The organism is Vreelandella nanhaiensis (assembly GCF_003990185.1).
GTDB lineage: Bacteria > Pseudomonadota > Gammaproteobacteria > Pseudomonadales > Halomonadaceae > Vreelandella > Vreelandella nanhaiensis.
In genome coordinates this window covers 365,490-381,719 of the sequence record NZ_RZHF01000004.1, presented here as the reverse complement: position 1 = coordinate 381,719, position 16,230 = coordinate 365,490, and the positions used below count along the sequence as shown (strand labels likewise).

Genomic DNA, 16,230 nt, shown 5'->3' with positions numbered 1-16,230 from the left:
CGTCATGGCTTTATTAGTGAACCGAATGACCCTGGTGGTGTTGGCGCTAATGCCCTGGTCAGCTCTGGCGTCAGTACTGACCGCCATCGATGTGCACCCAGTGAGCGGTGACGAGACGCAGTTAGCGCTTCAGTTCAGCGGCGGGGTAGCTGAGCTGCAGGGTTACCGCCTTGATCATCCGCCGCGTTTGACGCTGGACCTGGCTGGTGCCCAGAATGGTCTGGGACAGCGCCACATTGAGGTTGACCAAGGCGGCATTGGGCGAATCAGTGTGCTGGAAGGTAATGGCCGCACCCGGCTGGTGATAGGCCTGACGACACTCTTGGATTACACCTCGCAGGCTATAGATGATCAAGTACACATATCTCTCCGCGCGCCTTTGGAGGCCGGGCTTTTAGAAACCGGGCGTTTGGAAAGTGCGCCATTGCAAACAGCCCAGGGGCCGCAAATTACCGGCATTGATTTTCAGCGCGGGCCAGCGGGCGCAGGCCGCCTATTGGTAACACTGGACCGCGACGATGTGACCGTACAGGTTCATGATGTGCCGCGCGGCGCGCCTGATGCGCCCGCGGTAGTCACGTTGCCGGGAGTGACGCTGGCAGACGCCCTCAACCGGATTTATGACGTTAGTGATTTTGCCACGCCGGTGATGCGTATTACTCCTCGCGCGGGTGGGCATGAAACCAAGCTGGCGTTAACCATTGATGGCCCTTATGCCATGCTCTCTTCGCAAAGTGGCCGGGTAGTGACGATCGACGTGCAGCCCGCCGAGCCGCAGCCCGTACAGCAAGATTCACAGCGCCGTTTCACCGGTGAGCGGCTAAGCCTGAACGTTCAGGACATGGACATCCGCGCCGTGTTGGCAACGCTTGCCGAATTCACCGGGCTTAACCTGATCGCCAGTGATAGCGTGGCCGGGCGCATCACCCTGAACCTTAATGATGTGCCCTGGGATCAGGCGCTGGCGCTGATTTTACAAAGCCAGGGGCTTTCAAGTCGTGAGAGCGACAACGTTATTCTTATAGCGCCTACTGGGGAGCTTGCTGAACTTGAGCGGCAGAAAATCGAGGCCCAGAGCCATCAGGCAACACTATCGCCGCTGGTCAGTGAACTTATTGAGGTGAAGTACGCGCGTGCTGAGGACCTTGCCCAGCTGCTGCGCGGCAACGAGGGCTTTGGGCTCTTGACCGAGCGTGGTCGGATTAGCGTTGATCCTAGAACCAATGCCCTTTGGGTGCAGGATACCGCCGAGCAGGTAGAGAGCATCTTGAGTACGCTGGCGAGACTGGACGTACCGGTGCGCCAGGTGCAGATAGAAGCGCGCATCGTGATTGCCCGAGATACCGCCTCTCGAGAGCTGGGAGTCAACTGGGGCGTTTCCAGCACGCGAGGCTTCCAGGCGACAGAAAGCGGTAATGTTGGACGGCGAAATATCAACCCGGATGGCCTGAGCCGGGCGCGCGGCGGCCTGGCCGTTGATCTCGGCTCACCTTCAGGTCCAGGAACAGGCTTCAGCTTTGGCTATTTATCCGGTGATGTGCTGCTGGACCTTGAGCTTCGCGCGCTAGAGAGCGAAGGCAAAAGCCAGACCATTTCCCAGCCTCGAGTGATTACCGCCAACCAGCGCACGGCCATCATTCGCCAGGGAGAAGAGCGGGCATTCCAGAGTGTGGATGTGCAGGGCAATCCGGATACCCAGTTCAAGGAGGCTGAGCTTTCGCTGGAAGTGACGCCGCAGATTACTCCGGATAACCGTATTATCATGGATCTGGTCATCAAAAATGACAGTTTCCGGGAATCCGGGTTTGGCGGTGAACCGCCTATTGATACCAACCAGATTGAAACCCAGGTGCTGGTGAATAACGGCCAAACAGTGGTGTTAGGTGGAATTTTGACCACCGAGCAGCTGAGTCAAATGGCCAAAACACCGCTTTTAGGTGATATTCCTTTGCTCGGACGCCTGTTTCGGTATACCGAAGAGAGCAATGAGAAGGTAGAGTTGTTAGTCTTTATTACTCCACGACTACTTGACGATGGCTTGGCGGTTCGCTGATGCAGGATTTACCCAACCTTTTTCTGATTGGCCCCATGGGGGCTGGTAAAAGCACGATAGGCCGCCTGTTGGCAGGCGAGCTGTCGCGCACGTTCTATGATAGCGACCATGCCATTCAAGACCGCTGCGGTGCGGATATCCCCTGGATATTTGATGTAGAGGGCGAACCTGGCTTTCGCCAGCGCGAAATTCAGATGATAGACGAGCTTACCCGGCTTTCAAATGTGGTGCTCGCCACCGGTGGGGGGGCTGTTCTACGTGAAGAGAACCGTAAAGCGTTGCGAGAGCGCGGCACGGTCATTTATCTGTTGACCACGGTGGATCAGCAGCTCAAGCGTACCGCGAAAGACCGCAACCGCCCGCTTCTACAGTGTGTTAACCGCGAGCAGGTGCTGATTGACATGTTTGCTGCCCGCGACCCGCTGTACCGTGCCACCTCGGATATTACCGTACGCACTGACCGGCGTAGTCCGCGCGCCGTGGTGAATGAAATCCTGCGTCGCGTGCACCGCTTGATAGATCCGCTGGAAAGCACTGAAACGCTTAACTCAAAGGTATCGCCATGATTCGACCCGCCACCGCCCAGCATACGCTTGATGTTGCATTGGGGGAGCGCAGCTATCCGATCCATATAGGCACCGGATTATTGAGTGGCTCTGAGGCGTTGACGCCTTATCTGGCGGGTAAGCAGGTAATGGTAGTGACTAATGAAACCATTGCCCCGCTTTATCTGGAGACGCTGTGCGCTAATCTTCCGGATAATGTAGAGCTACGCACACTGGTTCTACCCGATGGCGAACAGTACAAAAATATTGAGCAGGTCAACCGTATCTGGGATGCCCTGCTTGAGGCAGGCTTTAATCGCCGCTGTACGCTGGTCGCATTAGGTGGTGGCGTGATTGGCGATATGGTGGGCTATGCGGCGGCGTCCTATCAGCGTGGCGTTGCCTTTATCCAGGTGCCTACCACGCTGCTTTCTCAGGTGGATTCTTCTGTCGGCGGCAAAACGGGGGTCAACCATCCTCTCGGCAAGAACATGATTGGTGCATTCTGGCAGCCTAAAGCGGTATTGATCGATATTGCAACGCTTGCAACGTTGCCTGACCGCGAACTTTCAGCAGGGCTTGCCGAAGTGATCAAGTACGGGTTGATTCGTGACGAGGCATTTCTTGGCTGGCTGGAGGACAATATGGCGGCGTTACGCCGGATTGACCCCGCAACAGTCAGCGAAGCCATTGCGCGCAGCTGCCAGATTAAAGCCGATATTGTCGCGGATGATGAAACCGAGCAGGGCATGCGCGCCCTGCTCAACCTGGGGCATACCTTTGGTCACGCCATCGAGGCGCATCAAGGGTACGGCAACTGGCTGCACGGCGAAGCGGTAGGCGCTGGGATGGCCATGGCTGCTACGCTTTCCGAGCAGTTGGGCCTTATTAGCGCGGCCGATCTAGCCCGTGTCCAAGCCATCATTGACAGCGCCGGGCTGCCGCTGGCAGCGCCTGCAAACATGCAGAGCAATGATTTTATAACCCGCATGCGCCTGGATAAGAAAAACGTGGATGCCAGGCTGCGGCTGGTGCTGCTTAATGCCTTGGGCGATGCCTGCATCAATGATGCCACCCCGGAGAACATATTGCGCAACTTGATAGACCGCTATCCGCGGGCGTAACCCGCCAGTAAGAACGCGCTGCTTTCATTAAACCCGCCTTTCGGCGGGTTTTTGTGTTTTAGAACAGTGTTAGAAAATTGATCATTATCTAATCAGCATGGCGTATGCGCTATCGGCATGGGTTTTTAAGAGGTTATTAGACTAAAGTATAACTCTTCCTATTTATCGTTGAAATACCGTTTTACTGCTTTGCAAGTCCTTGAAGTGTATGTATTTTTAATAGCGGAGAGTGTTGCAAATAGCGGATTTGAAAAGGGTTTCTTGGTCTTCGTAGCGCTGAGTGATTGCGCTTCGGGGGGGCGAATCGCTATGCTGAGCAACCATTTTCTTGCAGCAGCGGACCGGGTAAACACCCCTTTCTAGGCGGGTAAAAAATCTATCAAAAAAATAAAAACCTGCCATTTAACCATAAGAACGCTGCTAATAAAATACCTTGACTAGAGGCACGCCCATGAATAGAGGTCTTCACCAGCCTGGCGAGTTTCGCGATAACTGCGGCTTTGGCCTTATTGCTCATATGGAAGGGCAGGCCAGTCACGATCTGCTGAAAACGGCCATTGAATCGCTCACCTGCATGACGCACCGTGGCGGGATTGCCGCAGATGGCAAAACCGGTGATGGCTGTGGGCTGCTGCTTAAAATGCCTGGCCAGTTCATGCGCGAGGCAGCGCAAGAGGCGCTGGATGTAACGCTTGGCGAGCGGTTTGCCGTGGGCGTTGTTTTTCTGCCCACCGACGACGCGCGGGCCGCCAATGCGCGTGAAACATTTGAGCGAGAGCTGGGTGAGCGTGGTCTAAACGTTGTCGGCTGGCGCGTTGTGCCCACCGATTCAAGCGTTTGTGGTCCGATGGCGCTTGATTGCCTGCCGCGCATCGAGCAGATTTTTGTCGAGCCCGGTAGTAGCGAGCAGTTCACCGTTGATCTGTTCATGGCGCGCCGCTATACAGAGCAGGCATTGCGCAGCGATGAAGACTTTTATGTAGCGTCGCTCTCCTCTGAGGTAGTGTCTTATAAAGGTCTGGTAATGCCGGAAGACCTTCCGGCGTTTTATAAAGACTTGAACGACCCGCGCCTGGAAACCGCCATCTGTGTTTTCCACCAACGCTTTTCGACCAATACCGCACCGCGCTGGCCGCTGGCACAGCCGTTCCGCCTGCTGGCGCATAACGGCGAAATTAACACCATCGAGGCCAACCGTGGCTGGGCCAACTCGCGCAAGGCGAACTTTGTTAACGACCGCTTGCCGGATATCGCCAAGTTAGATGAAATCGTCAATACTACCGGCTCCGACTCCTCAAGCATGGACAACATGCTGGAAGTGCTGCTGACCGGGGGTATGGAACTGCACCGTGCGGTGCGCATGATGGTGCCGCCTGCCTGGCAGAACGTCGAGACCATGGACGCCGAGCTGCGCGCCTTCTACGAATACAACTCCATGCACATGGAGCCTTGGGACGGCCCGGCTGGCGTGGTCATGACCGACGGCCGCCAGGCGGTGTGTATGCTGGACCGCAACGGCCTGCGCCCGGCGCGCTGGGTAATCACCAAGAACGGTTATATCACCCTGGCGTCAGAAGTTGGCACTTACGGCTACCAGCCGGAAGATGTTGTGGCTAAAGGCCGTGTAGGCCCGGGACAGATGCTGGCAGTCGATACGCAGACCGGCGAAGTGCTGCACACTCAGGATATCGACGACCGCCTGAAATCTGCCTACCCCTATAAGCGCTGGCTCAAGCAGGAAGCCAATTATCTTGAATCGGCGCTGACTGAGCTTGCGCGCTTTCAGTCCATGGATGCCGACGCGCTCAACGTGCAGCAGAAAATGTTCCAGGTGACGTTTGAAGAGCGTGACCAGGTGCTGCGCCCGCTCGCGGAAAGCGGTCAGGAGGCTGTGGGCTCCATGGGTGACGACACGCCAATGGCGGTGCTTTCAAGCCGCCCGCGTCTTCTGACCGACTTCTTCCGTCAGAAGTTTGCCCAGGTTACCAATCCGCCGATTGACCCACTGCGCGAAGCGATCGTGATGTCGCTGGAAACCTGTTGTGGGGCGGAGCTTAACGTCTTCCAGGCAACGCCTGAGCACGCCCATCGCTTAATTCTGACCACGCCTGTGCTTTCGCCGCGCAAGTTTACTGCACTTGTCAGCCAGGAAGACCCGGCTTTTGCCAGCCACACATTTGTAATGGGGTACGACCCGGAACAGCAAAGTCTAAAACAGGCGCTTAATGCGCTCTGCCAAGAAGCCGAAACCCAGGTAAAAGCGGGCAAGGTGATTCTGGTGCTTTCTGACGCCGACTTGCCTAAAGGGCTGATTCCCATTCAGGCGGCGCTGGCCGTGGGCGCAGTGCATACGCACCTTAGCCGCCTGGCCCTACGGCCTAATGCCAATATCATCGTGGAAACCGGCTATGCCCGGGACGCTCACCAGATGGCCGTGCTGTTCGGTATTGGCGCCACTGCCGTCTATCCGTGGCTTGCTTACCAGGTCATGGCGGATATGCACCGTTGCGGTGAGCTAACCGGCAATCCGGCCGACGGCCGGGAGAACTACCGCAAAGGGCTGCAAAAGGGCCTATTCAAGATCCTCTCTAAAATGGGGATATCGACCCTGGCTTCTTATCGTGGCTCGATGCTGTTTGAAGCAGTAGGCCTTTCTGATGAGGTCATGGATACCTGCTTTGCGGGCATGGCATCACGCATTCAGGGCGCAGGCTTTGCAGAACTGCAGATGCAGCAAGAGCTTGTGGCGAAAGACGCCTGGATTCCCCGTAAGGGAATTTCTCAGGGCGGCATGCTCAAGTACGTGCATGGCCATGAGTACCACGCCTACAACCCCGATGTGGTAAAGGCGCTCCAGGCCGCCGTGCAGGAGGGCAGCTACGCCAAGTGGAAAAAATTCGCTCAGTTGGTTAACGAGCGACCGGTGGCTACTATTCGTGACCTGCTCATTCTCAAGCCCGCCGAAACGCCGGTAGCGCTGGATGAGGTTGAGCCGGTTGAAGCACTGTTACCGCGTTTTGACAGCGCGGGCATGTCACTGGGCGCGCTGTCGCCCGAGGCTCATGAGGCGCTGGCCCAGGCCATGAACGAAGCCGGTGGGCGCTCCAACTCGGGCGAGGGCGGCGAAGACCCGGCGCGCTACGGCACCATTCGTAGCTCCAAGATCAAGCAGATTGCTTCTGGCCGCTTTGGAGTTACACCTGCTTACCTGGTCAATGCCGAAGTGCTCCAGATCAAAGTTGCCCAAGGTGCCAAGCCGGGTGAAGGCGGCCAGTTGCCGGGTGGCAAGGTCAATCAGCTGATTGCGCGGCTGCGCTACGCGGTGCCTGGTGTCACGCTGATTTCGCCGCCGCCACACCACGATATTTACTCGATTGAAGATCTGGCGCAGCTGATTTTTGATCTTAAACAGATTAATCCGGAAGCGCAGGTATCGGTGAAACTGGTGTCCGAACCGGGTATCGGTACCATTGCCACTGGCGTTGCCAAGGCCTACGCCGACCTGATTACCGTATCCGGTTATGATGGCGGTACGGCGGCAAGCCCGCTCACCTCGATCAAACATGCTGGATCTCCTTGGGAGTTGGGCCTGCCTGAAGTGCATCAAGCGCTGCGTATCAATGGCCTGCGCGACAAGATTCGTCTGCAGACCGACGGCGGCCTCAAGACCGGTCTGGATGTCATCAAGGCGGCGATCCTCGGGGCGGAAAGCTTCGGTTTTGGCACTGCGCCGATGGTGGCGTTGGGCTGTAAGTTCCTGCGCATTTGCCATTTGAATAATTGCGCTACTGGAGTCGCCACTCAGGATGATTTCCTGCGCGGTGAGCACTTCCGCGGCACCGTGGATATGGTCAAGAACTACTTCCGCTTTATCGCTGAAGAAGTCCGTGAGCTGATGGCGCTGCTGGGTGTGCGCCAGCTGACCGACCTGATCGGACGTACCGATTTGCTGGAAGTGCTTGAAGGCAACACGGCAAGCCAGCGTAAGCTGGATCTTGCTCCGCTGCTAGCAAACGATTTTGTGCCTTCTGATGCGCCGCAGTTCTGCAAGGTGAGCCGCAACGTGCCGCACGACCCGGGCGCCAAGAACCAGGAAGTGCTGGCCGCATTGAAAGAGGCCATCGAGAGCCAGTCGGGCGGTGAGTTCAGCTTCACCATTACCAACTGTGATCGTAGCGTGGGTGCGCTGACGTCCGGCGCGATTGCCAAGCGCTACGGTGAGGAAGGCCTTGAAGCCGCACCGGTAACCGCACGCTTTACCGGCGTGGCGGGGCAGAGTTTTGGGGTATGGAACGCGCGTGGCTTGAATCTGTATCTGGAAGGCGATGCCAACGATTACGTGGGCAAGGGCATGAACGGTGGCAGTATCGTGATTGTGCCGCCGAAGGTCAGCCAGTTTGAAAGCCATAAGACGGCCATTATCGGCAACACCTGCCTTTACGGCGCCACGGGCGGTACGCTATTTGCCGCCGGCACCGCAGGTGAACGTTTTGCGGTGCGCAACTCAGGCGCTACGGCGGTCATTGAAGGCGCAGGCGACCACTGCTGCGAATATATGACGGGTGGCCTGGTGTGTGTGCTGGGTGAAACGGGCGTTAACTTTGGCGCGGGCATGACGGGTGGGTTTGCCTACGTGCTGGATGAAGATCGCACTTTCGTGGACAAGTACAACCACGAGCTGGTCGAGATTCATCGGGTCAGTACCGAAGCCATGGAGGCGTATCGTCGCCATCTTCGTGAGCTGATTGCCACCTATGTCGAGGAGACGGGGTCCAGCCGTGGAGCGGCGATTTTGGAAGACTTTAGCGATTACCTGCGCCACTTCTGGCTAGTGAAACCGAAGGCGGCAAGTCTGGGTAGTCTGCTGGATCAATCTCGGCGTCAGCCGCAATAAACCGCCTGTGCCTACGCTTCGAGGAGAGATATCATGGCTAACCGTTTAAACAATGATTTCCAGTTTGTTGATGTGGGGCGCATGGACCCACAGAAAAAGCCGGCCCATACCCGCGCCAAGGAATTTGCTGAGATTTACGAGCCGTTCAAGCCCACCGATGCGGCAAGCCAAGCGCATCGCTGCTTGCACTGCGGCAACCCGTATTGCGAATGGAAGTGCCCGGTACATAACTACATTCCCAACTGGCTACAGCTGGTGGTGGAAGGCAATATTATTGAAGCCGCTGAGCTATCGCACAAAACCAATTCGCTGCCGGAAGTGTGTGGCCGCGTATGTCCGCAAGACCGTTTGTGCGAAGGTGACTGTACGCTTAACGATGGTTTTGGTGCGGTCACCATCGGCTCTGTCGAGAAGTACATTACCGATACCGCCTTTGCCATGGGTTGGCGCCCGGATATGTCCAAGGTGGTATGGACCGACAAGAAGGTAGCCATTGTGGGCGCGGGGCCTGCAGGCCTGGGCTGTGCCGATATTCTGGCACGCAACGGCGTCAAGCCTGTGGTATTTGATAAGTACCCGGAAATTGGCGGCCTTTTAACTTTCGGCATTCCTGAGTTCAAGCTGGAAAAGAACGTCATGGAGCGTCGTCGGGCGGTATTTGAAGAGATGGGCGTCGAGTTTCGTCTGAATACCGAAATCGGCACCGATATCGAATTCGATACCCTGCTTCAGGAGTACGATGCGGTCTTTTTGGGTATGGGTACCTACAAGTACATGGAGGGCGGCTTCCCCGGTGAGGACTTGCCCGGCGTGTACAAGGCGCTCGATTTCCTGATTGCCAACGTCAATCGCCGCCTGGGGTTTGAAAAAGACCCCAGCGATTATATCTCGATGGAAGGCAAGCGCGTGGTGGTGCTCGGTGGTGGCGATACGGCCATGGACTGTAACCGCACCTCCATTCGTCAGCACGCGACAAGCGTGACCTGCGCCTACCGCCGTGATGAAGGCAACATGCCCGGTTCACGCCGCGAAGTGGCCAACGCGCGTGAAGAGGGCGTCGAGTTCCTGTTCAACCGTCAGCCGGTCGCTGTGGTGGGCGAGGGTAAAGTCGAAGGGGTGAAAGTAGTACGCACCCGCCTGGGCGAGCCCGACGAGAATGGCCGCCAGCGTCCTGAAGTGGTGCCGGGTTCTGAAGAGATTATTCCGGCCGATGCGGTGGTGGTGGCCTTTGGCTTCCAGGCAAGCCCGGCGCCGTGGTTTGAAGGTGCGCGTATCGAGCTGAGTGAGCGCGACCTGGTGAAAGCCCCGGAGCACGGCCAGTACGCTTTCCAGACCAGCAACGAGAAAATCTTTGCCGGTGGCGACATGGTGCGCGGCTCTGACCTGGTGGTTACCGCTATCCATGAAGGGCGTCAGGCCGCAGATGGTATCTTGAACTACCTGGGCGTCTGATTCGTTATTATAGAGGCTGAGCGAGGCCTTCATGGCCTCGCAACCCCACCGGGCGCCATATGGATCAATGCGCTGCTATCTTTGGCAGTTCAAATTGAGCCTTAAGGCGTAGTCTGCTATTCTGTCGTCCCATCCTGGTGTGGCTTTCTGTTACGCCTTTTGATCACGTTTCGACAGGTTTTCCATGACACGATATATCTTCGTGACCGGCGGCGTTGTGTCCTCTCTTGGCAAGGGCATCGCGTCGGCCTCGCTGGCGGCGATTTTAGAGGCCCGCGGCCTTAAGGTCACCATGCTCAAGCTCGACCCGTACATCAACGTGGACCCGGGCACCATGAGTCCCTTCCAGCACGGCGAGGTGTTCGTCACCGAGGATGGCGCCGAGACGGATCTGGACCTTGGTCACTATGAGCGCTTTATTCGTACCAAGATGACTCAGCGCAACAACTTCACTACCGGCCGCGTGTACGAGCACGTGCTGCGCAAAGAGCGCCGTGGTGATTATCTGGGGGGCACGGTACAGGTCATTCCGCATATCACCGATGAAATCAAGCAGCGCGTCTACGCCGGCGGCGAAGGCTTTGACGTGGCGCTGGTAGAAATCGGTGGCACCGTGGGCGATATCGAGTCGCTGCCTTTCCTGGAGTCCATCCGTCAGATTCGCAGTGAGCAGGGCGCCAACCGTGCGCTGTTCATGCACCTGACGCTGGTGCCGTATATCAAGACGGCGGGCGAGACCAAGACCAAGCCTACCCAGCACAGCGTCAAGGAACTGCGTTCGATCGGTATCCAGCCGGATATCCTGATCTGCCGCAGTGAAGTCGAGCTTGAAGAAAGTGAGCGCCGCAAGATCGCGCTGTTCACCAATGTCGAAGAGCGCGCCGTGGTGCCGCTGCAGGATGCCGATACCATCTATCGCATTCCGCTGATGCTTCACGAGCATGGCCTGGATGACATTGTCTGCGATAAGTTACGCCTTGAAGCCGAGCCCGCCGATTTGTCCGAGTGGGTGAAAGTGCTGGACTCCAAGCTTAACCCGCTGAAATCTGTCAGCATTGCCATGGTCGGTAAGTACATGGAGCTGCTGGATGCCTACAAGTCGCTTAACGAAGCCTTGATTCACGCCGGTATCCAAGGGCGCATCAAGGTCAACGTTGATTATATCGACTCTGAAGATATCGAGCGCCACGGCACCGAGCGGCTGGCAGGTAAAGATGCCATTCTGGTACCTGGCGGCTTTGGCGAGCGCGGCGTGGAAGGCAAGATTCTGACCGCCCAATTTGCTCGCGAAAACAACGTGCCCTACCTGGGTATCTGCTTAGGCATGCAGGTCGCGGTTATCGAGTTTGCGCGTAACGTGGCTGGCTGGAAAGACGCCAACTCCACCGAGTTTACCCACGATACCCAGCACCCGGTGGTTGGCCTGATTACCGAATGGATCAACAAGGAAGGCAAGATCGAGCTGCGCGACGCGGCATCCGACCTTGGCGGCACCATGCGTCTGGGCGGTCAGGTGTGTCATCTGAAATCCGGTAGCAAGGCGCGTGAAGCCTACGGTTCTGATGAAATTGTCGAGCGTCACCGTCACCGCTTTGAAGTCAATAACCAGTTTATTGACGAACTGGAGCAGGCAGGCCTTGTGATCTCGGGCAAGAGCGTTGACCAGTCGCTGGTTGAAATGGTCGAGCTGGCTGACCACCCCTGGTACGTGGCGTGTCAGTTCCACCCGGAATTTACCTCTACCCCGCGTGATGGGCATCCGCTATTCTCGGGCTTTGTAAATGCCGCGTTTGAGTACAAAACGGCGCGTACCCGGGCACACGCGACACCTCAGGAATAAGGGGAAGAAGATGTCTTCTCAAGCACCTTTCCAAGAGCGTCATATCAACGTTGCCGGCCTAACCGCCGGCAATTCTTTGCCGCTAATGCTGCTGGGCGGCATGAACGTACTGGAGTCGGCCGAGCTTGCCGACGAAGTGGCCAGCGCCTACGTCGAGGTGACCAAAAAGCTCGGTATGCCCTATGTGTACAAGGCGAGCTTTGACAAGGCCAACCGTAGTTCTATCCACTCCTATCGCGGCCCTGGTATCGAGAAAGGCTTACAGATTCTGGCCGATATCAAGTCGCGTCATGGCGTGCCGATCATTACCGATGTTCATGAGCCCTGGCAGGCCGCTGCTGCTGCGGAAGTGGCCGATATTATCCAGTTGCCCGCCTTTCTGGCGCGCCAGACTGACCTTGTGGTGGCCATGGCCAAAACCGGCGCGGCGATCAATATCAAGAAGCCGCAGTTTCTCGCGCCGCACGAAATGCGCCATATCCTGAGCAAGTTTCAGGAAGCCGGTAATGACCGCCTGATGTTGTGTGAGCGTGGCACAAGCTTTGGGTATAACAACCTGGTCGTCGATATGCTGGGCTTTGGCGACATGAAACAGACCGGTTACCCGGTGTTTTTCGATGTTACCCATGCGCTTCAGCGCCCCGGTGGGCGTGCCGATAGCGCCGATGGTCGTCGTGCGCAGGTGGCAGAGCTTGCCCGGGCAGGTGTAGCGGTAGGTCTTGCCGGGCTTTTCCTGGAAGCGCACCCAGATCCGGACAACGCCAAGTGCGACGGTCCTTGCGCCTTGCCGCTTGACCAGCTTGAGCCGTTTTTAACCCAGCTTTCGCAACTAGATTCACTGGTGAAAAATTTTGCGCCGTTGACCATTCGCTGATCTCGGCCATCCATGCAGTACTCAATCTTCTATTAGACCGACAACCAAGGACACTGTCATGACCAAAATTGTAGATATCAGTGCACTGGAAGTACTCGATTCGCGCGGCAACCCGACGGTGCTGGCGCGCGTGCGTCTTGAGAGCGGAGCGGTAGGCGAGGCCTGCGCGCCGAGCGGTGCTTCCACTGGTTCACGCGAGGCCTTAGAGCTGCGTGACGGCGACAAGGCACGCTACCTTGGCAAAGGTGTACTGAAGGCTGTCGATGCGGTCAATGGCAAGATTCGGGATGCGCTGCTGGGAATGGATGCGCGTGACCAGCGTGGTCTGGACGACGCTATGCTGGCGCTGGATGGCACTGACAATAAAGCCACACTCGGTGCGAATGCGATTCTCGCCGTGTCACTGGCGGCGGCTAAAGCGGCCGCTAACGCCAAGGGCGTGCCGCTCTATGCACATATTGCTGAGCTTTATGGCCAGCCGGGTCAGTACAGCATGCCGGTACCCATGATGAATATCATCAATGGCGGCGAGCATGCCGATAACAATGTGGATATTCAGGAGTTCATGGTGCAGCCGGTCGGTGCCAAGAACTTCCGCGAAGGACTGCGGATGGGCGCGGAAGTGTTCCATGCTCTGAAAAAAGTGCTGTCTGCCAAAGGGCTGTCAACGGCCGTTGGCGATGAGGGCGGTTTCGCGCCTGACCTGGCTTCCAATGCGGACGCGTTGGCGGTCATCAAGCAGGCCGTGGCTGATGCTGGTTATACTCTGGGTCGCGATATAACGCTGGCGCTCGATTGCGCGTCTTCTGAGTTCTATAAGGATGGTCAGTACAACCTGTCTGGCGAAGGCAAGAGCTACGACGCCCAAGGCTTTACCGACTACCTGGCGGGCCTGTGCGACGAGTACCCGATTGTGTCGATCGAAGACGGCATGGATGAGTCTGACTGGGATGGCTGGAAAGCGCTGACCGACAAGCTGGGCGATAAGGTGCAGCTCGTGGGTGACGACCTGTTCGTGACCAACACAAAGATCCTCAAGCGCGGTATCGACGAGAAGATCGGTAACTCGATTCTGATCAAGTTCAACCAGATCGGCTCGCTGTCTGAGACTCTGGATGCCATCAAGATGGCTCAGGACGCTGGTTTTACGGCCGTTATTTCGCATCGCTCCGGCGAAACGGAAGACACCACGATTGCTGATTTGGCGGTAGGTACCTGTGCAGGTCAGATTAAAACAGGTTCGCTATGCCGTTCTGACCGGGTAGCCAAATACAACCGCCTGCTGGTAATTGAAGCAGAGTTAGGTGATGTTATTTACCCGGGTTTGAAGGCTATCAAGAGCCAGTAAAGGCTGTTTTCACTGTCCATGTAAGAGATGTCTCAAAAATTTGTAAGACATCTCTTACAAATGCCGACGAAAATCGCTCGGTTTGGGGTAAGAAATAACGAAGTTTCTAATTAGTTAAACTTTATGAGATTGATTTAAAAGTGTTTTATCTAGTAAAGGCGGGCCTTGAGGGCTCGCCTTTTTTCATTTTGCCCGCCTTGAGAAGCCATCGTTATCTGCCACAATGCTTAACAGGACAGGGGAGGCAGGGATGCTTTAGACAGGATGCAATGTAACGGGGTGTAGACAGGTACGCCGGGTGCCACATTGATGTGAGCCTTGGTAAGGAAGTTACCTGAGGAGTTTGACACAGGGAGTGGTCAGAGGAAGTGCTTGGAGCGGGCGGCCTACGGGCCGCCTTTTTTTGCGTCCGTTTTATGCGCCCTTTATATGCAAACTTTGGCACTATCATTCTGAAGAATAACTAACCAATACAAATTCTTTCTAGGTTATAAGTAAAATACATTTTTATTCCTTATAACTATTACTTACCATGCGCGCGAGAATTAGCAGGCTATGTTTCATACCCTGCTTGCTTTGTCGGCGCAGAGTTCTTTGATGACATAGAGCTACTGAGCCGTTTTTCAGTTATGGGGGGGCGGTAAGCATGTATGGGTTGATTACGGTCAACGTGTTGATCTTTCTAGTGGCCATTGCGCTACTGGCGCGTTGGCAGCGCAGCGGGGCAAACCTGTCTCGCGTTGTCTTGGCGGGGCTTGTGGTCGGTGTTGCCTTGGGCGCGCTGCTGCAGTGGCTGTTTGCTGGTTCTGACGTATTGGTTGGTACTATCGACTGGGTCAACCTGGTCGGCGGCGGTTACGTCCAGCTGCTGAAGATGATCATCATGCCCTTGGTGTTGGTGACCATTTTGTCGGCGGTGACCAGACTCCACGATGCAAGCGCCCTGGGCAAGATCAGCCTGGGCGTTTTAGCGGTATTGATGATCACGACCGCGATTTCAGCTGTTATCGGCATCAGCATGACACAGCTGTTTGGCCTGTCTGCTGAAGGGCTGGTGCAGGGTGCTCGAGAGTTTGAGCGTGGCCAGGCTATTATCGAACGCAGCGCACAGGTGTCTGACCTAAGTGTGCCCCAGCTGCTGCTCTCGTTTATTCCCAGCAACCCCTTTCAAGATCTTGCGGGCGCTCGGCCAACCTCGATTATCAGCGTGGTGATCTTTGCCTCTTTTCTGGGTATGGCGGCGCTGGGTATCAAGCGTGAAAATGCGGCGCTTGGCGGCAAACTGATTGAGGGCATCGACGTTGTGCAGAAATGGATCATGCGCCTGGTGCGTATGGTGATTCGGCTGACGCCTTATGGCGTAATGGCGTTAATGATCAAGGTCGTTTCCACGTCCAATCTAAATGATATTCTCGGCCTGCTCGGGTTCGTGGTGGCCTCTTACCTGGGGCTAACGCTGATTCTGGTGGTGCACGCGCTATTTTTGCTAGGCGTCGGCGTCAACCCCAAGCGCTATTTCCAAAAAGTCTGGCCGGTGTTGACCTTCGCCTTTACTTCACGCTCCAGCGCGGCAACCATTCCCTTGAATATTGAGGCCCAGGTAGACCGTATTGGCGTTCCGCCGGCAATTGCCAATTTTGCCGCCTCCTTCGGCGCAACGATTGGTCAAAACGGCTGTGCCGGGCTTTACCCGGCCATGCTGGCCATGATGATTGCGCCAACCGTGGGCATCGACCCGCTGTCGTTTGAGTTTTTGGCCACGCTGGTACTGGTGGTGACGCTCGCGTCTTTCGGCATTGCCGGTGTCGGCGGTGGGGCAACCTTTGCGGCCATCATCGTGCTCTCGACGCTCGATTTGCCGATTGCTCTGGCGGGTCTTCTGATCTCCATCGAGCCGCTGATCGACATGGGCCGCACGGCGATCAACGTCAACGGCTCAATGACTGCAGGTACGGTGACAAGTCGCCTGCTCAAGCAGCACGATGGCGATATCTTTGCGTCCAATGATGATCAGCTGGGCGAGCCTAAAGCGGCGTAAGCTATGCGTGTATCGCTCTGGTTGTAGTAAGCAGGCAGGTAATAAAAAGTTAAAAGCCACCT

The 16,230-nt window shown here is 56.4% G+C and carries 9 protein-coding genes; all 9 read left to right on the top strand.

Annotated features, from left to right (window positions below):
- The first annotated feature begins 4 nt into the window (after positions 1-4).
- The 9 genes from ELY38_RS02105 (at position 5) to ELY38_RS02065 (ending at position 16,168) form a co-directional block, all read left to right on the top strand.
- The gene (locus ELY38_RS02105; protein WP_127059855.1) at positions 5-2,053 is read left to right on the top strand and encodes a type IV pilus secretin PilQ; all 2,049 of its coding nucleotides are present in this window, start codon (positions 5-7) and stop codon (positions 2,051-2,053) included.
- Positions 2,053-2,619 carry a shikimate kinase AroK gene (gene aroK, locus ELY38_RS02100; RefSeq protein WP_127059854.1) on the top strand — a complete coding sequence of 189 codons (567 nt, stop codon included), beginning with the start codon at positions 2,053-2,055 and terminating at the stop codon, positions 2,617-2,619. Before ELY38_RS02105 ends, aroK begins: the two co-directional genes overlap by 1 nt.
- Positions 2,616-3,722 (top strand): 3-dehydroquinate synthase, encoded by a 1,107-nt coding sequence (aroB, locus tag ELY38_RS02095; protein ID WP_127059853.1) that lies wholly within the window; start codon positions 2,616-2,618, stop codon positions 3,720-3,722. The genes aroK and aroB overlap by 4 nt, the downstream gene beginning before the upstream one ends.
- Positions 3,723-4,173: 451 nt before the next feature.
- Complete coding sequence (gltB, locus tag ELY38_RS02090) at positions 4,174-8,616, top strand: glutamate synthase large subunit (protein ID WP_127059852.1); 4,443 nt, start codon at positions 4,174-4,176, stop codon at positions 8,614-8,616.
- A gap of 33 nt (positions 8,617-8,649) precedes the next feature.
- Positions 8,650-10,068, top strand: a complete 1,419-nt coding sequence (locus tag ELY38_RS02085; protein WP_127059851.1) for an FAD-dependent oxidoreductase — start codon at positions 8,650-8,652, stop codon at positions 10,066-10,068.
- A gap of 184 nt (positions 10,069-10,252) precedes the next feature.
- Positions 10,253-11,908: a CTP synthase gene (locus ELY38_RS02080; protein ID WP_127059850.1), complete on the top strand. Its 1,656-nt coding sequence runs from the start codon at positions 10,253-10,255 to the stop codon at positions 11,906-11,908.
- A gap of 10 nt (positions 11,909-11,918) precedes the next feature.
- Complete coding sequence (gene kdsA / locus ELY38_RS02075; RefSeq protein ID WP_127059849.1) at positions 11,919-12,782, top strand: 3-deoxy-8-phosphooctulonate synthase; 864 nt, start codon at positions 11,919-11,921, stop codon at positions 12,780-12,782.
- Positions 12,783-12,840: 58 nt separating this feature from the next.
- A complete protein-coding gene (gene eno, locus ELY38_RS02070; RefSeq protein ID WP_127059848.1) occupies positions 12,841-14,130 on the top strand; it encodes a phosphopyruvate hydratase in 1,290 nt (429 codons plus the stop codon).
- Positions 14,131-14,776: 646 nt separating this feature from the next.
- Entirely contained in the window at positions 14,777-16,168 is a 1,392-nt protein-coding gene (locus tag ELY38_RS02065; RefSeq protein ID WP_127059847.1) for an L-cystine transporter, read from the top strand.
- Positions 16,169-16,230 lie beyond the last annotated feature (62 nt).